General features: G+C 45.0%; 18 protein-coding genes and 1 pseudogene. 8 read left to right on the top strand and 11 right to left on the bottom strand.

Annotated elements, in window-relative coordinates:
• Nucleotides 1-21: 21 nt before the first annotated feature.
• Genes PPIS_RS08570 through PPIS_RS08545 form a run of 6 tightly spaced genes read right to left on the bottom strand, consistent with a single transcriptional unit; the run spans nucleotide 22 to nucleotide 6,657 of the window.
• A complete protein-coding gene (locus PPIS_RS08570; protein ID WP_010371070.1) occupies nucleotides 22-771 on the bottom strand; it encodes a gluconate 2-dehydrogenase subunit 3 family protein in 750 nt (249 codons plus the stop codon).
• Complete coding sequence (locus tag PPIS_RS08565; RefSeq protein WP_010371072.1) at nucleotides 771-2,450, bottom strand: GMC family oxidoreductase; 1,680 nt, start codon at nucleotides 2,448-2,450, stop codon at nucleotides 771-773. Before PPIS_RS08565 ends, PPIS_RS08570 begins: the two co-directional genes overlap by 1 nt.
• A gap of 2 nt (nucleotides 2,451-2,452) precedes the next feature.
• Nucleotides 2,453-3,148, bottom strand: a complete 696-nt coding sequence (locus PPIS_RS08560; protein ID WP_010371076.1) for a 3-keto-disaccharide hydrolase — start codon at nucleotides 3,146-3,148, stop codon at nucleotides 2,453-2,455.
• 53 nt (nucleotides 3,149-3,201) lie between these two features.
• On the bottom strand, nucleotides 3,202-4,419 hold the full coding sequence (locus PPIS_RS08555; protein ID WP_010371078.1) for an MFS transporter: 1,218 nt from the start codon (nucleotides 4,417-4,419) through the stop codon (nucleotides 3,202-3,204).
• Between the two features lie 14 nt (nucleotides 4,420-4,433).
• Complete coding sequence (locus tag PPIS_RS08550) at nucleotides 4,434-5,489, bottom strand: sugar phosphate isomerase/epimerase family protein (protein WP_010371080.1); 1,056 nt, start codon at nucleotides 5,487-5,489, stop codon at nucleotides 4,434-4,436.
• A gap of 7 nt (nucleotides 5,490-5,496) precedes the next feature.
• Nucleotides 5,497-6,657, bottom strand: coding sequence for a Gfo/Idh/MocA family protein (locus tag PPIS_RS08545; protein ID WP_010371084.1), 1,161 nt, complete (start codon nucleotides 6,655-6,657; stop codon nucleotides 5,497-5,499).
• A gap of 157 nt (nucleotides 6,658-6,814) precedes the next feature.
• On the opposite strand from PPIS_RS08545, the gene PPIS_RS08540 reads away from it, so the two are divergent.
• The gene (locus tag PPIS_RS08540; RefSeq protein ID WP_010371085.1) at nucleotides 6,815-7,549 is read left to right on the top strand and encodes an AraC family transcriptional regulator; all 735 of its coding nucleotides are present in this window, start codon (nucleotides 6,815-6,817) and stop codon (nucleotides 7,547-7,549) included.
• Here PPIS_RS08540 and PPIS_RS08535 read toward each other — a convergent pair.
• Both PPIS_RS08535 and PPIS_RS08530 read right to left on the bottom strand, forming a co-directional pair.
• Nucleotides 7,529-8,389 (bottom strand): glucosamine kinase nucleotide-binding domain-containing protein, encoded by an 861-nt coding sequence (locus PPIS_RS08535; protein ID WP_010371086.1) that lies wholly within the window; start codon nucleotides 8,387-8,389, stop codon nucleotides 7,529-7,531. The two genes, PPIS_RS08540 and PPIS_RS08535, sit on opposite strands and share 21 nt — an antisense overlap.
• Nucleotides 8,386-9,132, bottom strand: coding sequence for a copper homeostasis protein CutC (locus PPIS_RS08530; RefSeq protein ID WP_010371087.1), 747 nt, complete (start codon nucleotides 9,130-9,132; stop codon nucleotides 8,386-8,388). Before PPIS_RS08530 ends, PPIS_RS08535 begins: the two co-directional genes overlap by 4 nt.
• Nucleotides 9,133-9,515: 383 nt before the next feature.
• On the opposite strand from PPIS_RS08530, the gene PPIS_RS08525 reads away from it, so the two are divergent.
• The gene (locus PPIS_RS08525; RefSeq protein WP_010371088.1) at nucleotides 9,516-12,500 is read left to right on the top strand and encodes a TonB-dependent receptor; all 2,985 of its coding nucleotides are present in this window, start codon (nucleotides 9,516-9,518) and stop codon (nucleotides 12,498-12,500) included.
• A gap of 144 nt (nucleotides 12,501-12,644) precedes the next feature.
• Nucleotides 12,645-15,485, top strand: a complete 2,841-nt coding sequence (locus PPIS_RS08520) for a discoidin domain-containing protein (RefSeq protein ID WP_010371089.1) — start codon at nucleotides 12,645-12,647, stop codon at nucleotides 15,483-15,485.
• A 99-nt stretch (nucleotides 15,486-15,584) separates the two neighbouring features.
• Here the strand turns inward: PPIS_RS08520 and pheA are convergent.
• Nucleotides 15,585-16,739 (bottom strand): annotated as a pseudogene (gene pheA, locus PPIS_RS08515) (prephenate dehydratase).
• Nucleotides 16,740-17,110: 371 nt separating this feature from the next.
• On the opposite strand from pheA, the gene PPIS_RS08510 reads away from it, so the two are divergent.
• Nucleotides 17,111-20,074: a bifunctional diguanylate cyclase/phosphodiesterase gene (locus PPIS_RS08510; protein WP_010371091.1), complete on the top strand. Its 2,964-nt coding sequence runs from the start codon at nucleotides 17,111-17,113 to the stop codon at nucleotides 20,072-20,074.
• 40 nt (nucleotides 20,075-20,114) lie between these two features.
• On the opposite strand, the gene PPIS_RS08505 is transcribed toward PPIS_RS08510, so the two are convergent.
• Nucleotides 20,115-20,444, bottom strand: a complete 330-nt coding sequence (locus tag PPIS_RS08505) for an SUI1 family translation initiation factor (protein ID WP_010371093.1) — start codon at nucleotides 20,442-20,444, stop codon at nucleotides 20,115-20,117.
• A 143-nt stretch (nucleotides 20,445-20,587) separates the two neighbouring features.
• Between PPIS_RS08505 and PPIS_RS08500 the strand changes: the two genes are divergently transcribed.
• The 4 genes from PPIS_RS08500 to PPIS_RS08485 all read left to right on the top strand — a co-directional run bounded on the left by PPIS_RS08500 (nucleotide 20,588) and on the right by PPIS_RS08485 (nucleotide 24,737).
• The gene (locus PPIS_RS08500; protein WP_010371095.1) at nucleotides 20,588-20,893 is read left to right on the top strand and encodes an STAS domain-containing protein; all 306 of its coding nucleotides are present in this window, start codon (nucleotides 20,588-20,590) and stop codon (nucleotides 20,891-20,893) included.
• Nucleotides 20,894-20,914: 21 nt separating this feature from the next.
• Entirely contained in the window at nucleotides 20,915-22,573 is a 1,659-nt protein-coding gene (locus tag PPIS_RS08495; RefSeq protein WP_010371098.1) for a fused response regulator/phosphatase, read from the top strand.
• Between the two features lie 128 nt (nucleotides 22,574-22,701).
• The gene (locus tag PPIS_RS08490; RefSeq protein WP_010371100.1) at nucleotides 22,702-23,367 is read left to right on the top strand and encodes a GAF domain-containing protein; all 666 of its coding nucleotides are present in this window, start codon (nucleotides 22,702-22,704) and stop codon (nucleotides 23,365-23,367) included.
• Nucleotides 23,368-23,546: 179 nt separating this feature from the next.
• Nucleotides 23,547-24,737, top strand: a complete 1,191-nt coding sequence (locus PPIS_RS08485; protein WP_010371103.1) for an amino acid aminotransferase — start codon at nucleotides 23,547-23,549, stop codon at nucleotides 24,735-24,737.
• Between the two features lie 93 nt (nucleotides 24,738-24,830).
• On the opposite strand, the gene PPIS_RS08480 is transcribed toward PPIS_RS08485, so the two are convergent.
• Nucleotides 24,831-25,145: a YebG family protein gene (locus PPIS_RS08480; protein ID WP_010371106.1), complete on the bottom strand. Its 315-nt coding sequence runs from the start codon at nucleotides 25,143-25,145 to the stop codon at nucleotides 24,831-24,833.
• Nucleotides 25,146-25,495: the final 350 nt, after the last annotated feature.

Genomic DNA, 25,495 nt, shown 5'->3' with positions numbered 1-25,495 from the left:
CATAACAAAATGACTCAAGGGTTAGTCGCGGTACGCATACTGGCTTAGCCCAAGCTCTGCGAGTACGCCATCTAGATGCGCCTTGGCTTCAGCAGTAGGCCCAGGATAATCACCTGCAATTGGTACATTGCCCAGATAACCTATGTCTTGACAGCCCTCAGGTGTACAGAAGTAGGCGCCGAGAACGAGATCTTTAAAGCGCAAGAATGCTTTACCTATACGCTGAAATTGCTCTGGTGTTTGCGCATTAAAATAAGCAATATCATCCATAATCTTACTTTGCTGCGTGGCGCTAAGTTGTAAAAATGGCTTTTTAAAGCGCAAAGTCGACTCATCGTCAATCCAAGCAAGCGCATGGAGTATTGTCACTCTGTCTTTTTGTTGTCCGTAATACGGTGCGCTTACCCATTCATCGATCACACTCGGTACTTGTACTTCAGAAGCTGATGGATGACTTCCTTCCTTTGGCACAATAAAATCAGCTAGTACTGCAACTAACGTGAGCTGCGCTTCGGTGAGGGTGAGCGGCCAAGGTGACTCTGGCGGCATGATCATGTTTGGATCGGTTCCATACCCTTGAGCGCTAACTGGCTGTATTTCAATATCTGGCCAGTGCCCGGCAGTAGCCGTTTCACCTTCAATGGCCTTACTGCAACCAGCGGTGAGTGTTACCGCAGATCCCGCGGCAAGCAAGCCTAACCATTTTAATGACTCGCGACGTGTCATGCCTGAAATATATTTATAAGAATCAACGCGATCAGGTGTATTCATCACAGTGCTCCTTTATCAATTTGTGCTGCCAACCAAGTTGAGTTTCGCATCGCTAAGGTCATAATGGTTAAGGTGCAATTTTTATGGGGGTTAGACGCAAAGACACCGGCATCCATCACAAATAGATTGTCACAGTCCCATGTTTGGCCCCACTGATTCGTTACCGATTCTTTTGGTGAGCTGCCCATTCTCGTCGTGCCGACTTCATGAATGATCTCACCGCCTTTTGAAATAGCTTTTTCTGCAGGCGGTAGCTCGCCCACTTTGGCACCCATGTTCTCAAGGATCTGTTTCGCGGTTTTGAGACCATGCTCGATTTGCTTGAGCTCTCTGTCAGACCATTTGAAATGGAACTTAGCAACCGGGATCCCCCATTTATCTTTGACGTTTTCGTCAATTTCCATGTAAGAATCTTTGTTCGGTAGCATTTCTCCACGCAGTGCAAATCCAACATAAGAACCATAAGCATCACGCACTTGTTGCTTTAACTTGGGGCCATAACCTTGTTTATTGCCAGATACACCAGATCCCGGTTGATTAAAGCCGCTGCTAATTTCAAAGTGATAGCCACGCGGGAAATTAAGCTCACCTTTCTCATGGGCTTTGTGTCCCCACCACGGAATAAAAAGGTGGTTACCGGTATGGCCGTCTTCGTTATAACGCGGGCGACCTTTTAACGCAGGGATTTGCGCACCAAGCCAAGCACCGGTAGAGTCCATTAGATTGCGACCTACCTGACCACTTGAGTTTGCAAGTCCCTTGGGATGTTTTGCATGTTTAGAATTAAGCAAAATACGGGCAGATTCACAGGCACTGGCCGCCAAAATCACCACATCTGCATTGAGTGCATGTTCTTGTGCAGACTTTTTATCGACGTAAGTCACACCCGTTACTTTGCCATCTTCATTCACCGCGACCGACTTCACCATGGCATCGGTGATCACTTCAAGGTTTCCTGTCGCTTTGGCCATCGGAATAAGTGAGGTAGTAGTTTGGAATGCCGCACCAATTGAGCAACCGTGGCCACAAGGCGTGGCGTAAAAACACGCTAAGCGGTCGTCTTTATTACGAGTCAGCACCGCTCTGTGCATAGGAACCGCTGGGATCCCCATTTTTTTCGCGGCAGCAGCAACCAATAATTCGGGTACTCTTGGTGTTGGTGGTGGCTGTAACACGCCAGGCGCAGAAGGGGGCATGTCATCCAAGCCGGTATTAGTACCACAGATCCCGACTATTTCTTCTGTTTTATCATACCAAGGCGCAATGTCTTGATATTCAAACGGCCAATCAGCGCCATGTCCATCGCGGCTTTTGCCCTTAAAGTCGTGCTCACTAAAACGCAGCGAGTAGCGACCCCAGTGATTGGTGCGGCCACCGAGCATACGTGCACGCCACCAATAAAAATCGGTGTTTTCTGCGCGTGTGTATGGTTCATCTGGCACTTGCCAACCGCCATCAATTGTCGCGTCGTAAAAACCAAAGTTCTTATCCTTATTGCCAGCGCCCATGAGTGGGGCTTCGCTATTACGGCGGAACATTGGGCTTTCTGTTTTTGGGTCGTAATTTCTGCCTGCTTCTAACAATAAAACTTTGTGACCTAGCTTGGTGAGTGTATAAGCGGCCATTGCGCCACCGGCACCCGAGCCAACGACCAATACTTTATGATCAAATGTTGCCATGGTTACAGCTCCTTGATCTTAATGTTTTTGAACCAGACTTTGTCGCCGTGATCTTGCAGACCTATATGGCCTTTTTTACCTTCAGCAAACCCTTGCCATGTTGCAAATTTACTATTCTTAACCAAAGCATTCCAAGTGGTGCTGCCAATCACGATACTCGTCGTGCTTACACCATTTTGCCAAACTTGTAGGTGACTATCTTGCAGCTTAATACGAACCTGGTTCCAAGCTTCGGCAGGTTTATGTGCCGTACTTGGTGCTGCAAACAGGTCATAAATAGAACCTGCAAGGTGAGAGTCTATTTTATTGTCTGGGTGTTCTTTGTTATCTAGAATTTGGATTTCTGGGGCGTGGGAGTATATAGCTCCACCTTTTTCATCCGCCAATACAAAAATCCCACTGTTGCCTTTTTTAGAAACCTTCCAATCGAGCTGGAGTTCAAAATTCTGATATTGTTTTTTGGTCAGAATATCGCCGCCACCACCTTGGGTAAGTGTCATTGCGCCGTCCTCAACTTGCCACTGGCTATTTAGACCGTCACTTTTAAAGTTGCGCCATTGCGACATATCTTTGCCATCGAATAGCAGTTGCCATCCAGCTTGTTGTTCTTGCGGACTCAATAGGTTGTCAGTTGTACTAGCCCAAGCTGTACAGCTAACCGCCAATGCCAGGGTTAGTATTTTTATAGAGTTGAGCATATTGGAACCTCGTCTGTTCACTTTTTACTTGTTGCTACTTAATACAAAGGGTATTACGCGTATTTCTCAACGCGTTTATTTTTATTGATATAAAGGTAAAGGCCGATAAAAGCGGCAATGAGAATAGCTGGGAATAACAGGATATTTTCAAGCACCGCTTGACCTGCAACTAGTTCTGATTGCTGCGCAGTTAAGTTTGCTGCTTGGGCTTCGAGTCGCGCCGAATCAATCCAACTACCAATTACTGGATTCCACATGCTGACAGCAAACATCCCTGCGCCGCCCATTAAAGACATGCCAAGTGCGCCTGTTTTTGGGGTGTATTCAGCAACGCAGCCCAGCATGGTTGGCCAAAAATAAGTGACACCCAAGGCAAATAATATTGCAGCCAAGTAGATTGCTGATCCTTGTGCTTGGCTCATCATGAAAATACCCGCGGTTGCCAGTACTGCAGAGCCGAGTAACACGCCTGTTGGGTTAAAGCGATGGACTATTGGACCGGCAAAGAAGCGACCTAATGCCATTAAGCCTGTGATCAGCGCGAGGATCATCATAGGTGAGGCGCCAGACGCACCCAGTATGCGTTCAATCCACTGTTGCGTACCAAGTTCGGTTGTTGCTGTTAAGGTCATACAGCAAATTAAAAATAGGTAGAGTGGAGAAAACAGGTGCTTGAGATTGCTGGTGGTAGAATGATCTGTGCGGTCAAATTCAGGAAACTGTGACTTGATCATCATCGCACCGTAAATCAGCGTTGGAATTAGTATCAAAGCAACTTGCCATTGCCAATTAAAGCCCGATGCAGTCATGGCATTCGATGCCAGCGCACCAATCACAATGCCGCCTGGAAACCAGACATGGAATCGGTTGAGCATGGTCGTGGTGTTTTTTGGATACATTTCGGCAATCAGTGGATTACAGCCAGCTTCCACTGAACCATTCGCAAAGCCGATTAAAAACGTCGAGATCAGCAGTAACCAAAAACCGTCAGCGGTAATGGTTAAAACCAACCCAGCAAAGTGGCAGATAAAGGCGAGGGCAACTAACTTTTTAGCGCCAATGGCGTTGTAGATTGCGCCACCTAACATGGTTGCGACGGGAAAGCCCAGAAATGCCATGGCGTTAACCCAACCAAGTTCTGTATCTGAGAGTCCAAACTGCTCACCTAATTGCCCCAAAATGCCTGCGCGAATAGCGAACGTCATTGATGTGACGACCAGTGCAAGGCAACAGAGCTGAAACACGGTCCGATTATGATTATTATTATTCATGGTCGTAGTCCTGTTTATTTTATGCCGAGGATTTGATTATTGCGTTCGGTATCGGTGCTACTTCCTGCAAAATCATCGAAGGCTTTTTCGGTTGGTCTTATCAAGTGCTGTTTGATAAATTCGGCACCTTCTTTGGCCCCATCTTCAGGGTGCTTAATACAGCATTCCCATTCCAATACAGCCCAACCATCAAAACCGTACTGTGTTAACTTACTAAATATTTTCTTAAAGTCGACCTGTCCATCACCTAATGAACGGAACCGCCCTGGCCGTTGTTGCCATCCTTGGTATCCGCCGTAAACACCGCAGCGGCCATTGGGGATAAATTCGGCATCTTTTACATGAAACGCTTTGATACGTTCATGGTAGATGTCGATAAACGCTAAGTAGTCCAATTGCTGTAAGACAAAGTGACTTGGATCGTAAAGAATATTGGCACGCGGGTGATTATTCGTCGCCGCTAAAAAGCGTTCAAAAGTCACGCCATCGTGTAGATCTTCACCTGGATGAAGCTCATAGCACACATCCACGCCAACCTCGTCAAAGCGGTTCAAAATAGGCAACCAGCGTTTTGCGAGCTCCTCAAACCCTTGTTCCACCAAGCCATTTGGACGTTGTGGCCAGGGGTAAAAGGTATGCCAGAGCAAGGCACCAGAAAAGCTTGCGTGACTGGTCAGCCCGAGCTTAGCACTGGCACTGGCAGCTAGCATTAGTTGCTCAGTTGCCCACTCCATACGAGCCTTAGGAGAGCCATGCACTTTTGCTGGTGCAAAGCCGTCGAACATTTGATCATAAGCTGGGTGCACCGCCACTAATTGACCCTGCAAATGGGTTGATAGCTCTGAAATAGTAAGGCCATGCTCTGCGGCAATACCAGTGATCTCGTCGCAATAATCTTGGCTTTCAGCGGCTTTTTGCAGATCAAACAGTCGCTGTTCCCAACTTGGTAGCTGAATACCTTTATAACCTAGGTTACTTGCCCACTGGCAAATACTATTAAAATTGTTAAATGGCGCCTCGTCCGAGACAAACTGCGCGAGAAAAATAGCGGGTCCTTTAATTTGCTTCATTCTTATTTTATCCAATAGTAAAGGGGTGCCACTTAGTGTCTTTTGCACTAGCTGCGACCGCGTTTTCAATAAATGCCATGCCACGGACTGCAGCGCTAATACTTGGCACGTCAAATTCTTCGTGTTGCACATCGGGTTGTTGCTGATGCGCACGAATAAGGCTGGCGAAGTTAAGGTAGATATTTGCAAATGCTTCCAGATATCCCTCAGGGTGACCAGCTGGCACACGAGTTGCGCTAACGGCTGCTTGGCTAAGTGAACCCACTCCTGTGCGGATCAACTGAGCTGGAGCATTTGCCTCGCGTAACCACAAACTATTAGGCTCCATTTGCGACCATTCGATACTGGCTTTGTCACCATAGATTTTTAAGGTGAGATTATTTTCTTCGCCAAGTGCTATTTGGCTTGCCATCAACACGCCCTTTGCACCGTTGCCAAAGCGCAGTAACACGGTACCGTCATCGTCGAGTTGTCGGCCGGGCACGACCATATTTAAATCCGCGCAAAGCGCCTTTATCTCCAAGCCACTCACATATTCGGCAAGGTTTGCTGCATGTACACCGATATCGCCCATACAACAACTCACGCCAGACTTGCTTGCATCTAGTCGCCAGCTTGCTTGCTTGCTGTTTTCATCATCAGCACTTGCAAGCCATCCTTGACTGTATTCAACGACGACTTTGCGTATTTTGCCAAGTTCGCCGTTTGCGATGCGGTGGCGCGCCTCTTTCACCATCGGGTAGCCGGTATAGGTGTGTGTTAATCCGTACAAGCAATTGCTCTTCTGAAGCTGTGTTTGTAGACGCAGGGCCTCAGATAAATTGAGCGTGGCTGGCTTGTCACTCAAAACGTGAAAGCCGTGTTCGATAGCGGCTGTGGCAATCGGAAAATGCAAATGGTTTGGGGTCACGATGGCAACAAAGTGGATGCGCTCCGACTCTGGTAATTCCGCCTCTTGTTGTAAGAGTGCTTGGTAGCTGGCATAGCAACGCGCTGGGTTAAGCCCGAGTTGCTGGCCCATTGCTAGGCTTTTGTTTGATTGGGCGCTAAATGCGCCTGCAACGAGTTCAATTTGACCATCTAAACGCGCGGCTATGCGGTGCACTGCACCTATGAAAGCGCCTTCTCCACCACCGATCATGGCCATGCGGATTTTGTTATTATCCATCGTTTAGCTCCGTCGAGTTATCGAGGTAAGTTAATCTGATGTTATTGATAATAGGTAACAGAGGCGCCAAAGTGATAATAAAAATTCGGTTGACAATGCAACAAAATCGGCGTTTAAAATAAATTATTATAATTATAAAAAGGCGGTAAATAGGGTAATGGAAGAGCAAACGATATTGAATAAAGCTGGCGTAAATCAATTGATTGCAGCATTTGATCTGATCCCAGACATTCTCTTTTGGGTCAAAGACACAAAAAGTAGAATAGTGCATGCGAACCAACATTTTGTTGAACATCAGGGCTATAAAACCCTAGATCAAATCTTACTGAAAACCGATTTTGACTTTTCACCGCAACACTTGGCATTCCAATACGTTAACGATGATAAACGAGTGATGGAAGGCTCTATCGTGACGGATAGATTAGAACTCAACCAAACCGCAAATGGGGAATTGGCATGGTTTTCCACGTCAAAAAAAGTGTTACTTGATGACGAAAATGCGATTATGGGCACTTATGGTGTTACGCGACATCTAGCGAAAACGTCAAAGGCGTTATCTCACGTAAGAGCCATTGAAGCGCCCGTTGAATTTATTCGGGCACATTATCATCGTCATATTTGTATCGAAGAATTGGCGGAACTTGCTCACCTGTCGGTAAGCGCACTGGAGCGTAGATTTAAAAAGCATTTAGCCAAAACCCCGAATCAATTTATCAACGAAGTGAGATTGGAAAATGCCCGTAAATTATTGGTCGAAACACGCTTACCAGTATCACAAGTCGCTTATCAGTGTGGCTTTTCAGAGCCAAGTTATTTTAGCAAGCAGTTTCGTCGTTTATTTGGTGAAATCCCGTCGCAATTACGTAAGGAGTTAACGTCGAGCGAGCGTTAACGCAGCGACTTCTGGTGGTAGTGCTGGTGTCACCAGCGCATCTGCGTATTGGGCAGCTAACCATGGACGAATGGGCGTAGCAATGCCTCCAACTAGCGCGACTTTCTGTGTCCCTAAGCTCTGCAAATGACGGACATAACGCTCAATAAACCGTGCCGCGCTACTTAAGATCTGCTCGGCATAGGGATCGTTTGGCGTGGCAAAAACATGTTGAGCAAACTGGGCAAAATACTGGGGAGTGGCGTTTAGCGTGAGTTTGACTAGCTGTTCGGTACTGTGGCAATTCATAGCAGCCAAAAACGACTCAATCATCAGACTGCTAGGGGACAGTGTATCAAGCACCTCGATGGCATGCTTCACTAAACTCAAACCTATCCAACTGCCACTTGCACCATCACTGAGTAATAATCCGTGGCCACCGAACTCCCTAAATTGTCCATGCATCACCAGACCCGCGCAAAATCCGGTGCCGAGAATGATTACACCGCCATCTTCGTGTTGATGCGCACCAAGGCAAGCAATGTGTGCATCGGTTGAAAATTGAAAACGTGCAAAAGGGGAACGCCATTGCTGCATCGCCTCACAAGCCGTCGTGACATTCGCGCCGGCAAGTCCTGCAAAAGCACTGATGTTGGCAATATCGTGGTGGGGGATTTTTGCGTTTGTCAGCGCTGTCATTGTTGCGCTCAACATTGACTCTTGGGCCTGATGTATTGATGTTGCTATGTTTGCAGGGCCGCTGGTGGCCTCGGCAAGGAGCTGTCCATGTTGATCCTCGAGGCGGACTTTACATTTCGTCCCGCCACCATCAATCCCTAAAAATAGCTTCGATGCTGTCATTGTATTGCCTTTTCTGATCCGGTGAGTATTGCATTAACTAGCCTTGGGCAAACTTCATCGCCATGATGCACGCCAGAGTGAGTATGTAGAGAGAGTGGACCAAATTCACTTAAAAGCCAAAGATCCGCTGCGTTTTTCGTGTTGACCCCTCCACCGATCACAACTTCGATTTCAGCGTTGAGTTTTTTCAGTAAGGCAATGAGCTGACTGGTACCAAACGCTGCGCCTTTACCACTTTGCCATGTATTGCCGGCGCTTAAGACCCGCTCAACGCCTAACTCTAGCAGCGTCTCGGCTGCCTGCTGCCAGTTTGCAGCGGCGTCAAAAGCGCGATGAAAGGTGACAGAAAGGCCTAAGGATTTTGCCGTGGCAATAAGTGCTCTACAATGGTCAGCCGCTATCTTCTGATTGTCGTCGATAAAACCAAGCGCAATACCGGTTGCACCCGCGCAAGCAATGCCATCTATCCCTTTTTGTAACTGATATAGCATGGTGTCATCAATAGAAAAATGCGGTGCTTGGCGTAACATCACAATACATTCGCCAAAGCTTGGTAAATACTGGGCAACTGCAGCTATCGCCGTCGGGTTTGGGGTCAAGCCACCGCAACTCAGTACACCACAGAGTTCTATCCTTGTTGCCCCAGATGCAAAAGCAATTTGTGCATTTCGCTGCAACAAATGAGGATTATCGCTGCTGAGGCATATTTCCAAGTTTTTACCTGAATAGTTTGCCAAATTCATATTTCACTCTTGAAGTTGAATAATTTTAAAGTTTAAAATGCTTGGTTTTGAATATTTAATTAGTTCAACAAAAACATTTGGTTACACATGTTTGGAACGTTTTTAAATTGCCTAATATAGAAACTAATAATGAGTTTTTATGTTAATCAGACTATAAACCAAGGAAATTGAAATTGGATCTTTTTTTGACCTAAACGCCGATTTTGTCTTAGTGCAAACCGAAATTCTATTATCACTTTTTGTAGAGCGCTCCTATTCTGAACGAGTGTTTCACAAACCATTAACCCCGATAGGGAAACAAAAAAGGGTCGTCACAAAGTCATGCGTCATGGAGCAGCAAGGGACGTCGTGGCTTTACAAATTATAAAAACTTGGAGATAGGAATGGCCAATAATAATAACAGACGCCATGTGACAGGAAGGTCACGGCAATTTAGCAAGTCTGCACTGGTCCTCGCTATGTTATCAGCTACTAACTGGGCAATGGCTGAAGAAACCGAAAAAGAGGAAGCGCAGGAAATCGAAACGATTGAGGTGCGCGGGATCCGCGCATCCATGGCCGAAAACTTGGCGATTAAGCGTTTATCAAACGCGATTGTGGATGCCATTACAGCAGAAGACATCGGTAAGTTTCCCGATAAAAATGTGGCAGATTCACTGCAACGCGTACCCGGTGTGGTGATTTCTCGTAGTGGCGGGGAAGGGGAAAACGTCAGTATTCGTGGTCTTTCCTCTGATCTTACTTTTACGCAGTTAAACGGCAATTTTATCGCTTCTTCTCCGGGCTCGCCGTCGCGCTCTTTTAGTTACTCTTTGTTGCCTTCTACCATGGTGCAATCGGTTGAAGTGTTTAAGTCTTCTGAGGCGCGTTTAGATGAAGGTGGGGTCGGCGGCACGGTTATTCTACACAGCCGTAAACCACTGGATATGGAGGCTAATTCTGGGGCGTTGAATGTTGAATATACCTACGCTGATGTGACTAAAGAGTACGAGCCTAATTTTAGCGGCGTTTATTCTTGGAAGAACGAAGAAGAAACCTTTGGCTTACTAGTTGGTTATACCAAACAAGACCGCACTAACCGCTCTTTAGGCGGTGATATGTCGGGCGGTGGCGGTTGGCGTTGGGCAACGAGTTCAGACTTGCCAGCTGCGGACACTGCGGGCAATGTGATTGCCGATAGTACACGTCGATTTGCAGCGTTAGAAGATGCTTATGGCAACGTCTATGACGGTGTTTGGGCACCGCAAGTTGCAGGTGTTGGGGTAACCAAAGAAAAACGTGAACGCCAGGGGTTACAAGCCACCATTCAATGGCGTCCAATAGATGATTTATCTTTAACATTCAATCATTTTCATTTTGAGCTTGGGCAAAATCGCACCACGTCACAAATGTGGATCCCAGAATGGAAGTACAACCCAGATTATCTTACCGGTATTACCCTAGACGAAACCGGTACGATTGTGACTGGCATGGACTTCACCAGTGGCGCTGGTGGCACTGAAGGGAATCTTGAATTTCCCTGGATCATTGGGAGTTATACGGTAGAAAAAGATACTTCGGATACCTACGACTTCGCTTTTGAATATGCTGGTGATTTATATGATTTACGCGGTAAGTTTGGTCGCACAGAGGCCAGCGGTGGCCCTTCAGAATCTTGGAGCGCGGCGTATAAAAGCGGCCAACCTGCGAGTCGCAGCGACTCAGGACTGGTTGAAAACGCCGCTTCATTTGCAGGATGGCGATTAGGTGACAGAGTGTCGTTGTACGCCGATCCCGCTTTGCTGTCTAACCTTAAGGCTGGTATTGCCGGCGATCCCGATCCGGGGTCGACTGGTTCTAGCTTTGTCGTCAGTGACTTAGAAGAAGACTATGCTCAGTTAGACCTTGATTATCGCGTCGGGTACGGCATCGTTGATACGCTGCGTGTCGGTGCTAAATATCGTAAAGCGACACTGCACCGCGAAACCAACAACACCTTCTTCATTACTCAAGATGGGGCTGACAGAATTGCCAGTGGCGAGCTAGATCCGTTCAGTCAAGGTGCCATTGATGAAGTGTCTTATCAGTGGATTGGTGGTATGCCAAAACTGGAAGATATTTTGAATGCAACGTCTGAACAAAATATCCCAGGCGGTTTTGAAGTGAATGCGATGCCCACGATCAATTGGGATCGATACCGCGAAATCGTGATCAGTGAATATGTTAAGCACACGCGCCGTGAGCCTGATTTTGTGTTCGACATAGAAGAAGAGATCATGGCCGCCTATCTACAGGCTGATTTTTCTTTCGGAGATTTTAGAGGAAACATCGGGGTACGCTATGTCGAGACTGAAACGCAGATTATGTCGTCGGATAAAATTAACTACTTTTTAGATGACATTGATGATGTCACCGAAGAGGATATCTTAGGTGATGAGCGCCTCATTGACGTTGAAACCACCACCGTGCGTACCGTAACAGACTCGCAATTTTTACCTAGTTTCAACATTGTCTGGGATGCCAGCGACAATCTTGTCATACGTGGTGCTATCGCCAAAACGATGTCTCGAGCTCCATTCAACGACATGGGGGCGCCAGAGCAGCTGACCTTTATCTCTCAAGAATGGGCAGACGACAGGCTCGAGTTTAGAGGCAACCCTGTGGAGCCAGGATGGCGTGGCTCAGGGGGTAACAAGGCGCTAAAACCATTTGAATCGGTACAGATGGATTTATCTGCGGAGTATTATTATGGCGAAGGATCTGCGGTTGGCATTGCGGTATTCAACAAGGACGTAGATAACTTTATCGTGCCCTTGATTATTACCTCAGTAAGGCCGTTTGAGGGCTTTAATAACCCTTTTACCGGTGTTGAAATTGTGCCGCCGGGTGATATTACCGTCACGCCGTTTACCACCACCGCCAATGGTACAAACGCGACTTCTCGGGGAATAGAGCTGTTTGCACAACATGCATTTGATAATGGCTTTGGTCTCAACGTTAACTACACCCTAAACGATACCAATCAGGCAGACATTAGCGTAGACGGTGAAAAGGTCGGTGAGTCTGCACTTGTCGGCAGTGCCGATAATCAATTTAACTTCTCCGCCTATTACGAGAATGACACCTTTAGTGTCAGAGCATCATATAACCGCCGAGGAGAAACCGCTTTGGGGCTTGCAGACGGGCTCACTGTATATCAGGAACCATACCAACAAGTTGATGTGAACGCTTCTTATAACTTGATGGAAAACCTGATCCTAACCGCGTCTGTGATCAACCTAACCAAAGAAGAACCGAGAACCTTTTATGGTGAAGATTCTAAAGCGAGATTGCGCAGCAGCAGCTATACCGGCCAGCGCTACTATGCTGGGATCACCTATCGATTTTAACTTTGGCGATAACCATAAAGTAATGCAAACAGGGTGAAGTCGTGTCAGCACAACGAGAAACAATATCACGGCTTATCACCTGCTTGTGGTGCGTTTATATCAGCCTGGTCACACGAGTTGGTTGATATGTAAGAAGGGATAAATATGAAAACGTTAAATAAAATAAGAAATGCGATCCCGCTCATTGCCGTTAGCAGTATATTGGCTGCATGTGGCGGCGGGAGTGATGACCCAAAAGTTGAAGAAGTGCCAGTAACTCCCGCTGTGACGACGGCAGAAGTATCAGGTTCAGTGATCAAAGGCGCGTTGAGCCAAGCCCGCATTTCGGTGACTGCGCTCAATGGCTCTAGCATGATGATGGATGAGAACTCGGCAACCAGTCAAACGGGGGAGTTGTTTATAGAACTGACGGGTAAAGCCGGGTTTGGTATTAATTCCACCATTAAAGTGACCGCCACAACGAGCGAAGGCTCGCAGATGCGCTGTGATGCAAGTCGCTGTGGTTCTGTAGGAATTGGGGAGCAGGTAAGTGGCGATTACATTGCTGGTGTGACTTTGGCTACCTTGAGTCATGTCGCCGTGCCGTTTGGTTCAAATGCCGATGGCAGTGCTGATGCTACCTTACAAATCAACGCCTTGACGACACTAGCAACCATGCTGGTAGAGCAGCAAATTGCTGAGGGGCGTAATGTCTCTACTCCCGAATTAATGGCATTGGCAAAAGTGGAGATGTCTGCGTTATTGCTTCGGGCCCTTGGCTGGCAAACCGGGAATATCAATGTTTTTGAGTTACCTGTGGTTAGCGCTGATCAATTAACGAATTTTGAATTAGGGGAAACTTGCACAACCTCTGACTCTGATGAGCAAAGTTGCGAGATGGCATATGTTTCCGAAAGTGTGCAAAAGCTTTCTCTATTCAATGCCGCATTTGCACAGTTTGACGAGCAAGGCTCTTTGCAAGGCGTCTTAAGCGACTCAGCTAGTAATCTCAGCGCCGCACTTGGCGGTGATGAAGTTGCACTTGAAGCGCTTCGATTGCCAATTTACAACGCGCTTCAAGCTCACCCATTAACTGCGCAGCTAGATCTTAGTGCCGATAGTATTATGGACTTAGCGTTACCATTATTTGATGAACCGGTATCCACGGGACCAATGCAGCAAGTCGTGACATCAGGTGCCACTATCACAGCAAGAAATGCTATTGGTGATGCTGAGAGTGCAGACAAAGCATTTGATGGCGATCCACAAACTAAATGGCTTGACCACAATGACTGGCAGGGGCCACCTACTGAGGAAGCGCCGTCTTGGATCCAAGTGGATTTTCCCACTCAACAAGCAATTAGCGGTGTTTACATTACCAGTGCTAATGATGCCCCAGAGCGAGACCCTGAAAACTTCTCCTTATTAGCTTCTAACGATGAGGGAGCGAGTTGGGTTAATTTGGGTAATGTGGTTGGGGCGTCGTTTGAAGCGCGCTTTGAACGTCAAGGCTTTGTATTTGGTAATGCGCAAAAATATACAAGTTACCGAATAGCAGTGACAAAGAACAAAAATAACGATGGCTTACTGCAAATTGGAGAAATTCAATTTGTTGGTCCGGTTTATCCGAGCGTTGACCATACAGATACTGAGACGTTTGTGGTCACGGCAAGCAACAGTATCGGTGAGGCGGAAAACCAAGATAAGGCATTTGATAACGACCCAACTACTAAGTGGCTAGATCATAATGATTGGCAAGGCCCGCCCACCGTTGAAGCGCCTTCTTGGATCCAAGTAGACTTTAATGATGCGGTGGCGGTTAATCAGCTTGCGATAACGAGTGCCAATGATGCACCAGAGCGAGATCCTGAGAACTTTGCTTTGTTTGGCTCTAACGATAATGGTGTTACATGGCAGCGGTTGAGCAATTGGGTTGGTGAGTCTTTTGAAGCGCGAGGGGAGCGCCAAAGCTTTGCGGTAGCGAATCAATTGCCATACCAAAGCTATCGTCTTGAGATAACCAAGAACAAAAATAATGATGGCCTGATGCAGCTTGCTGAGATTGAATTAATCGGCCCAGAAATCTCTGGATTAGATCATGCACAAGTACAAGGTGCGAGTTACTCGGCGCGTTTTAGTATTAGTGATTCAGAGGGCGCAGCACAAGCATTTGATAAAAATGTTGAGACTAAATGGCTCGATCACAACGACTGGCAGGGGCCACCCACTGTTGAAAATCCGGCTTGGGTTCAAGTTAGCTTGCCGCAAGCGCAAGCGGTAAATACTTTGTACATTACTAGCGCCAATGATGCACCGGAGCGTGACCCTGAAAACTTCCAACTTTTAGCATCTCACGATGGGGAAGTGTGGCAAGTATTAAATACTTGGGTAGGGGAATCGTTTGAATCGCGTTTTGAACGTCGTGCCTTCGCGTTTGCTAATGGCTTGGCTTACTCACATTATCGCTTGTCTATCAGTAAAAATGCGAATAATGATGGATTAGTGCAAATAGCCGAAATTGAACTCGCTGGACCTCAGTATGCACTTGAAGATTTGTCTGATTTGGCAGGAACAAGCTTCACCGCGCGTAATCGTATTGGAGATGCGGAAAGTGAACAAAAGGCGTTTGATAATGATACCGAGACAAAATGGCTAGATCACAATGAGTGGCAAGGCCCGCCAACAGAGGAATCACCATCTTGGATCCAAGCCGATTTTACTGCGCCACAGATTGTGAGTGGTTTGGCTATTACCAGTGCCAATGATGCACCAGAACGCGATCCCGAAAACTTCCAGTTGCTAGGTTCTAATGATGGCGGTGAGACGTGGACAGAAGTCGCGGTTTGGGTGGGGGAAAGCTGGGATGAGCGCTTACAACGAAGAGCGTTTACTTTCTCCAATGCTTTTGCCTATAGCAGTTATCGTCTAAATATTAGCAAAAATGCGAATAACGATGGCCTAGTACAGATCTCAGAAATAGAGCTCCTTGGCCTTAGCAGCGAATAGCCTGAATATCCAAAGGTTAAACAAATCTCAACCAAAAAAGCCAGAATGCAATTTGCGCTCTGGCTTTTTATTCGTCTCTATGAGAGTGACTTAGTATGATTACAACACATCTACGGCTTGCAAAGACTCGCTTTGGTAGCAGCCCAGTAAGCGTACAAATTGGGTATGATCTTTTAATTCTTCAAGTGCTACTTGGACTTGTGAGTCTGCAATATTGGCAAGCAAATCTACGTAAAAGACTTCTTCCCAAGGGTTACCAGGTACTGGGCGTGACTCTAGCTTAACCATATTGATATTGTGCTGTTTAAATACCATCAGCGCGTCAGCAAGTGAGCCTACTTGCTGTTTGGTGGCCATAATTAAACTAGTTTTTGTTGGGATTTGAGTAGACACTTAAAGTGCTTTTCTTGCTACTACAATAAAGCGGCTATGGTTTTCGGTCTGATTCGCAAGACCAGATTTCACCACTTCTAGACCCATATTCTTTCCAGCTTGTGCCGAGCCAATCGCGGCACTGTTTGGGTGCTCTGCTGCTTGTTTTAATGCACTAGAGGTCGAGTCGCAAGTTTCATGCTGAATATCCCCCAGACCTTGAATAAAACGGCTGCACTGGGCAAAAGGTTGAGGGTGCGCATAAATTTTGTCGATGGCTTGTAATTCTGTATCTGGTAATGCTAGGAGGCAATGTTCTACGGTATGGGTTACTTCGCCTACAATAGATACTTGTGCATGTTGCAATAAATCGAATACTTCGTTGATACTGCCTGAACTGGTATTTTCAATAGGTAAAATACCAAAGTCCGCTTGGCCTTTCTCTACCTGCTCGGTGATTTGCTCAAAGCTTTGGCAACCCATTTCCACAAGCTTACCGGGACGACGGCTGAAGTATTTATGACAAGCAAGCTGGCTATAAGAACCTTGTCCACCCAAGTAGGCAACGCGGTGTGTATCACCTACGGCATCGGGGTTTAAGTTCTTTTGCAGCATGGCTTGCTGGTTTAATACAGAGTCTTCTAAGATAGTTTGGAAAACGCTGTTTATATAAAAGGCATCAAGACCCAGAGATTTACCATAGCGGATCAGTTTCTCCAGCAGTGCCTGCTCACGTGCTTCATCACGGATAGGTTTGTTGTTGGCAATCTTATATTCCAGCACACCATGACTAATGCGACGTCGCTTTGCCAGTAAAATCAGTAATTCCGAATCTATCTCATTGATGTCATGCCTAAGGGCATCTAATGTATTTTGTGTCATAGGTCCTCACTCCCATTTAGCCAAAAAAAAAGCCTCCCGAAGTTGGGAGGCTTAGCTATTCTTTTTCACTCGCGAACAGTCAAGCCTCTTCACCTAAAGAAGCTAAAAAAGAAATATGTGTTGCTGTTGCGTATGATGAAATTCATTTATTCAAACCTTACTTTGAAACTGAATACATTATTAGCATAGAACTAAACGAGAAAACAAGTACTACTTTGGACGTATGGGCAAAAACCTAAGTTATTTGGTAGATAAGTGTCCAATCTCAGTGAGTTAAGTACGTTAATCAAACGTAACTTATTGGCGAGTCGAAAAATATTCTGGTATATTCAGGCAACACCACCACTGTAAATAAAAGAATAGGTTAACTTGTGGGCAATCGTCGTCCCCCATCAAGATATGGTGCAAGCTCTTTAAGTGTAAAGCTGTCGATGTTGATTTCGGCCGTGTGTTTGATCGCGGGCGTTTTTGCTGCGGCATTGATGCTAAAATCTGAAGAAAAGCAGTTGATCTATGAAGAGTATGATGAGCTTAAGCGTTTTAGTGCGCAGGTGAACAATCAGTTCTCAAATTACCTCGACCTTAAAGCTAACTTGGCCGAACAAGCCAATTCAGTGGTTTCCAAACACTTACTTTATGGTGTTCAAGATTTATCTGGCGCGCAAGCGAGCGTCGACAAGCGTGGCGAAAACTTAGCGAGTACAGCCAAAAATGGCCTTTCTGCAGCTATGTATACTGGCGATTTAAAATTACAGTCAGTACAAAAGTTATTTTCTGAATCTGAATTGCTCTGGAACATTCTCGCACCCCCACTGTTGCAGGATTTCTTTAACTTTTACCTTTCTACAAAAGACGGATTTGTCCGTGTCGCGCCTCCTAATGCCCTATTAGCGAAAGACCCAAGGCTGGTAAATAATCAGCTTCATAACTTGCCTGTTTTACATGCTGAACAGAACCCAACGAGGGAAGCGGTATGGTCGGGCGTGTATTTTGATAGGGTTTGGAACAAGTGGGTTGTCAGTATTTTGGTGCCTTTATACTTACATGACCAATATCTTGGGTTAACGGGTAGCGATATAGAGTTGACCACCTTACTCGAAAAACTACCTAAATCTGACCATCAGCAAGGTTTCATCGTTTTTGATAAACAGGGTCGATTATTGGCAGCTCCCGGCCTGTTTAAAACCACCGCTGCGACTGGACAGCTATTGGACCACAACAAGCTACCTGAAGACTTGAGTAAAATAGTACAAACAGCACTTATTACTAAGCTGCCAAATATCCAAGATGAATTTAGATATAAAGACAACTGGCATATTATGCACGTGACCCATATTGCCAATTTAGATTGGTACATTGGGATCTACAAGAAGCGGGCGTCGGCTATCTCGGCCATTAAAGAGCTTAAAGTTAAGTTCTTTGGTTTGTTTATTCTGTATGCCATTTTTGTCGCAATATTACTGCATCAGGTTTTATATCAATTAGTACTCAAACGCATCAATGCGCTTGTTAAAGCAGTGAAGGGATTTGGTCGAGGGCAGTGGGATACGCCAACCTTGCCGCATACCGATGACGAAATAGGTCAATTGAACGCCTCATTTAATGACATGAGTGTTGAGATAAAACAGCTTGTAAATGGTCTAAATCAACGTATTACAGAAAAAGAAATCGCTGAAAAGGCGGCAAACCGTTTGTCAAAAGCTGTGGCTTTCTCTGGTACTGGCGTTGTATTGACCAATGAGCATTTTCAAATTGAGTACGTCAATCCAAAAATGCAGGAAATGACGGGCTATGATGAACAGCATTTTATTGGCTCTCCGCTTTTGAGTATTATTTCAAAAGACATGGCAATTCTAATTGATGATATTGATATTGACTTGCGCAGCCGCAATCATTGGCGCGGGGATACTATGTTGGCGGGTAACAGAGAGGCACCTATTTGGGTCAGTTTGAGTGTGTCGCCGATCCGTGAAGAGGGCGGCGCGATTTCAAGTTATGTTGCCTCAGCCCAAGATATTTCGTTTGTAAAAGAAAGCCAGCGTAAAATGGAAGAATTGGCTTACTTTGATACCTTAACTGGCCTTGCCAACCGAACTTTTTTCAGGATGCAGCTACGTAAATCTATGGCGCTTGCCGAGCGTGGTCATTACGCCTTTGCTCTATTTTACTTTGACTTAGATGAGTTTAAACGCATCAATGATACTTTGGGACATGACGCGGGTGACCGCTTATTGCTTGAAGTCGCGACGAGATTGAAAAAGCGCCTCCGTGCAGAAGATACCATTGCCAGATTGGGTGGGGATGAGTTTGCGGTGTTACTGAGCGGCATCAATGAGCGAGAAAATGCCATGGAAGTTGCCAATATCATTCAAAAGACACTGGCAGAACCAATAAAACTGGGGAATAACGAGGTGATCGTCAGTGCAAGTATTGGCATTACGATGGCTCCGTTTGACAGTAAAGAAGAAGAGCAGCTGCTTAAACATGCAGATTTGGCAATGTATCAGGCCAAAGCAAAAGGGCGGAACACTTACCATTTCTATAGCCAAGATTTAGACGAAGCTGCTAACGAGCGCCTATATATAGAAAACGAGCTGCGTATAGCAATTAAAGCGCAACAATTTACCTTGCATTATCAGCCACAAGTGAACAGTGAAAGTGGTGAGGTTGTAGGCTATGAAGCACTTATTCGCTGGTTCCACCCAAGCGAAGGAACCATTCCGCCAAGTAAGTTTATTCCAATTGCTGAAGCGACAGGCCTAATCGTAGAGCTTGGTGCATGGGTGTTAGAAGAAGCATGTCATTTTTCTCGTCGTTTAAAAGCCGCGGGCAAGATTGCCAACGTATCCATCAACCTTTCTGCGAGACAGTTTAAAGACGCACAATTGATCAGTACGCTGTCAGATATTATTGACAGAACTGAGATGGAGCCGACTCTACTACACCTTGAACTTACCGAGAGTATGCTGATGGGAGACGTGGAAGCGGCAATCATACAACTTAGAGATATCAAAGCGCTTGGCGTTTCACTGTCTATTGACGATTTTGGTACAGGCTATTCGTCTTTAAGTTATATTAAGCGTTTCCCAGTTGATATACTTAAAATTGACCGCTCCTTTGTAAAGGATATCCCTGAAGATCCAAACGATATGGAAATCACCGCTGCTATCATTGCGATGGCGCAAAAATTAAATTTGCAGGTTATTGCTGAAGGGGTGGAAACTGAGGCTCAGATGACGTTCTTGGCGAAAAATAACTGCTATATTGTACAAGGTTATTACTACAGCCCGCCGTTAAGTGAAGCCGAGATTTTGCGGTTTGCCCCAGCGGTATAGCGGCTCAGCCCCAACGCTTGGGGCTGAAAATAATAAGCGCTTAACCGCCTGCGATTTTCACTTTGAAGCCTTGGCCTTCTAATAATTGCTTAAGCTTTTCTCTGTCATCGCCTTGAATTTCGATAACGCCTTCTTTAACTGCGCCACCTTGACCCATTTTTGATTTAAGCGTTTTTGCCAATTTCTTTAGATCATGCTGTCCATTATCGATGCCAACGACAAGCATAACGCCTTTGCCTTTTCGCCCTTTAGTTTGTCTTTCAATACGAACGGCGCCGTCTTTAAAAACTTTCCCTTGAACTTCTTGCTTTGGCTCTTTGGTGTCAATACGGCCTACATCTGTGGAGTACACAAGTCTTGATTCTGACATTGATTCTGGTCCTCTTAAGGGTTCTTTGCAGAGATCATAGCAAAAAGCAGATTAGATGTTTTTTATTTTTTGCTAAATGATTTTTAAGCGTTATATTTAAATTGGTGAGGGGAAACAAATCAAAATAATTTAGGAGCTTAATGATGAGCTTGAGTAAAAACGCTTCTGCTGACGGTAAGACACTAACCATTCAAATTAGAGGTAAGTTCGACTTTAATTTGGTGCAATCGTTTCGTCAGGCGTATGCGGAGGTGAATGATCAAACCGAAAAGGTTGTTGTTGACCTGCGTGAAACCGATTATATGGACAGCTCCGCTTTGGGTATGCTGTTAAATATGAAAAAAACACTAGGAAGCTCAGTTTCTAGCATTCAAATTAGTAACTGCCGTCCACAACTTAAGAAAATCCTCCAGATCTCTCGTTTTGATAAGAAGTTTGATATTGACTGATCGCTGATAGATTAGCTCCTCATGAATATCTTGGTAGTCGACGATCAGGTATTAAACTGTAAGCTGCTCAAGGCGATGCTTGAGCAACAATTTTATACCGTTTTTTGTGCCCATAATGGTCGTGATGCATTAAAAATTCTCGAAAGTCAGGACATCGACATCGTGCTGCTAGACGTTGTCATGCCCGTAATGGATGGCTTTGAGACTGCCCCTAAAATAAAGCAATATGCGGGCGACGTATACCTCCCCATCATCTTTATCACTGCACTTGAAGATCAAAGTAGCTTTGAAAAATGTCTTGCTGTAGGAGGTGATGACTTTATTCATAAGCCGTTTGATAAAGTCATTTTATCAGCCAAAATCAAAGCGCATGCGAGGACACGTAGGCTCAGCCAACAAAGCAACGAACAACGCCGACAACTAGAATATCACTATAACCAGATAGAGCGAGAGCACGAGATTGTTGAGCACATCTTTAGTAATGCGCTTGCACAACAATCTGAATATCCTGAGATTTGTGAATACCACTTGTCCCCCGCGTCAATGTTTAATGGCGATATGTTTTTAATGGCCAAGAGCCCAATGGGTGGCTTTTATTGTTTGCTGGGTGATTTTACTGGCCATGGTTTAGCAGCTGCAGTCGGCGCGCTTCCCGCATCGCGCATTTTCTACACTATGGTGCAAAAGGGAATGGCGGTTAGTGATATAGCCGTTGAGCTCAATACCGCCCTTAATGAGTTATTACCCGGCCATATGTTTTGCGCAGCAGCGATCATCGAATTGAGCAGCTCAGGGAAAAGTGTTTCTGCCTGGCTTGGTGGTCTGCCAGATTTATACCTGATTGACCAAAATGGCAGCCTTATTAAAACCATAGAGAGCCAACATATGGCACTCGGCATTTTAGAAGTCGATGAGTTTGAACGTAATCTGCTGCATTTTGAAGTCAGCCCCGACCAACGCCTCGTAATGGCGACAGACGGTATCATCGAATCTGAATCTGAGCGGGGGGAAATGTATGGCGAACGACGGTTAAAGCGCTTGCTGGCGAGTCGACAGCATATTTCCACGGATCAAATTATCTCTGAAGTTCGCGAGTTTTCTGGCAATACGGAGCAACAAGATGACTTGAGTATCGCAATTATTAATTGCGTTGCCAGCGAGTCAATTGTTTCTGCGCCTAACCATTATTCAAGCTTGCCGTTTAATATTTCGTTATCTTTAGATGCCAAACAGATGAAAACTACCGATCCGGTACTTGAGCTGGTGGACTTGCTTAGTGAGGTTGACGGTATTTCGGCGCATCGCTCTAACATCTTTTTACTACTCTCCGAAGCCTACAATAATTCTTTAGATCACGGTGTGTTGGGGCTAGATTCTGAGATTAAAAATAAAGAAGATGGCTTTTTTGAGTTCTACAGTTTGCGAGAGAGTGTTTTGAAGGAGCTAAAAGAAGCGCTCATTATTATTTCAGTGCGCTACAGCCCTGAAGAGCTAAAGCTATACTTCAACATTTGTGATTCAGGTAATGGTTTTGAATCAAGCGAGCGTAACAAAGCACAGCAAGAGCATAGCCATGGCCGAGGTGTTAGCTTACTTAACGAAATTGCTCAAAGCGTTAGCTACAACAGTGCTGGAAATGAAATAGAAATGATTTATTCACTCACCTCCAAATCGGTCTAAATTCCACTCAAGCGTATTTCACCTCTGCTTTAGTTTACTATCTACTTCCTATTACTCTATGTACCTGTTTTTTAGTGTTGGCAAGGTATAAAGAGCGTGGTAAAGTTGCATTAACTTTAGATGTTTAGATGGCTAAAATGTCAGATTATATTTCATTGAGTGAATTATCTATCTCCCGCGAGTTGCTTTTGCTGCAATTAGAAAAACTAGATGCTTATATTGAGCAAAACTCAAGCCCTGCTGTGTGGTCATATCAGATCCCTGAACTTGGGGAAGGGGGCGCTTGCAGCTTGTTTGGATACCTTCAGGAAGCACCTTTTTTATTGAGTGACTATGTTGAAAAGAACACGGCTAATGCACGTTCGCTTACCAAGCTGCAAACGATAGTGTCAGCGGTAGTTGAATTTACAGCTGTTGATTGGTTTGGCATATACCAAGCAAGAGCGACAAATGAAGGGAAACAACTTCTCAAATTAGCGTATTCTGGCGCGCCGAGTAGACCACTATTCCCTATAACGGATGCTTTTGCCGCTACGTCAAATAATATTCAAACGGTATTGAGTGCTAAAGCTCGAGTGATTAATGACATCCCTCAATATGTCGCCAGTGGAGGTGAGTACTATACTTGCGATCCAAAGGTGAAAGCAGAAACCTGTCTGCCATTATTCGATGATGCTCAAAATTGTATTGGAATTATTGATGCAGAAGCGTTTTCTGAGTCATTTTTCAACGAAGAAATTTTAGCATTGCTTGCAGCGGCATGTACGAGAATCCCTGAATATTTACCCAAATAATTATCGGAATGTCCGGCTGTAAACTTGACGCCTTTGTGGTGCTGCCAAGTTTACAAAAATGAATAAAATTCTAGATAAATATGGTAACTGAGATGCAAGTCTCTATGTTACCATCAAGTCTACTGGAATCGGGCGTCAGCCGCTCGAGTTTGCATTAATTAAAATAAAAGAGATAAGCCATGTTCTCAGAGCTAAAACCACTTCCAACAGATCCTATTTTAGGCCTGATGGCCGCTTATAAACAGGACACTAACCCAAACAAAATTGACCTTGGTGTAGGTGTTTATAAGGACGAGCAGGGAAACACGCCGGTACTTAGAGCGGTTAAAAAAGCGGAAGCGTTTCGTTTAGAAAACGAAACGACAAAATCTTATATTGGTTTGGCTGGTAACTTAGACTTCTGTCAAAAGATGGAAACACTGTTACTTGGAGAGCATAGTACATTATTGGCAAACCGTGTACGTACGGCGCAAGCACCAGGTGGTACTGGCGCATTACGTGTTGCTGCCGAATTTATTAAACGTTGCAACACCAATGCAACTGTTTGGGTTACGACGCCAACTTGGGCAAACCACATTAGCCTATTTGAAGCAGCTGGTCTAACAGTTAAAGAGTATCCTTACTACGACTACGAAAACAAAGGGTTGTTGTTTGATGAGATGATCAATGCGTTGAAGCAAGTACCTAAAGGTGATGTGGTACTACTTCATGCATGTTGTCATAACCCAAGTGGTATGGACTTAAATCAAGCGCAATGGAAAGTGGTTGCTGAACTCGCAAAAGAGCAAGGCTTTACACCATTAATTGATATTGCATACCAAGGTTTTGGTACCAGCCTTGAAGAAGATGCACAAGGCCTTAGAACGGTTGCGGATACAGTTGATGAAATGATCATCTGTTCGTCTTGCTCTAAGAACTTTGGTCTATACCGTGAGCGTATCGGTGCGTGTTCAATCATTGCAAAAGACAGTGCAACTGCTGATGTTTCAAACTCAGTATTACTTAGCGTTGTTCGTAGTATCTATTCAATGCCACCAGCACATGGTGCTGATATTGTAAATACCATTCTAAGCAGTACTGAACTTACGCAAATGTGGTACGACGAACTTGACGAAATGCGCGGCCGCATCAATGGTCTACGTACGTTGATCAAAGAAAGCCTAGCTGCAAAAGGTGTTGAGCAAGATTTCTCGTTCATCGACCGTCAGCACGGTATGTTCTCTTTCTTAGGTATTAATAAAGAGCAAATTGACAGACTACGCACTGAATATGCTATCTATATGGTAGGCTCTAGCCGCGTTAACGTAGCTGGCGTAAGCAAAGACAATATTGACTACTTTGCTGACGCAGTGGCAAGCGTGATTAAATAATACCACACTACACAGCACAAAATAAAAAACCGCAGAACATGCGGTTTTTATTTTCAGCCTAAACCACCCACTGAAGTAAGTGGTTATTATCATTTAGGCTTGCTTAATTTTTGTCACTTTATCTGGATCTGACGCTTTTTCGTTTTCAGGTTTGTTTTTGGTATTGGCCTTTGGCGCTACTTTGCCACCTTTTAACACAGACACAAAGTCATCTTTTTGTTTTGCAATTTCAAGCGCTAGGGATTCAACTTGTTGTTCACTCAGCGGCACGTCAACTTTCGTTAGCATGTCTTCCAATGCTTCAGCTACATCTAGCATCTTATCATAAGCATCAGCTTCTTTTTTAGACGTGAAAGTCATACGCTCGACTCCATTTCTTTCAACAACATATTTGATGATAACGGCCATGGTTATTCCCCTAGTCACTGTTTTTTTATACAGTAAATCGAATTCAGTGATTAAGCAAGTTATTTTGAAAATTTTTCAAGTGGCATTGAGTGAAAGGAAATTTATTAAAGCCATTAAAAACAAAGTCTTAGTCTTTATTTTGGTTTTTGAAAGAATGAATGTTTTTTGACAAAGTCAATATTCCAATCTTTATTTAACCTGAGGTTTGGATAAGGAATGAGCTAGCTCATTGTTTTTAAAATCATTAAATTATTTCCTTATCTAGCCAGAGAGTTTTGGGGATAACTAGGCGAATTTACGCACCAATAGCTGGCGATTGGAAGTGAATTCAACACTGTTAGCGCTAAAAC

The sequence above is a fragment of the Pseudoalteromonas piscicida genome (genome assembly GCF_000238315.3).
GTDB lineage: Bacteria > Pseudomonadota > Gammaproteobacteria > Enterobacterales > Alteromonadaceae > Pseudoalteromonas > Pseudoalteromonas piscicida.
Note: the sequence above shows the minus strand (reverse complement) of the source record. Positions and strands in the feature narration are given on the sequence as shown.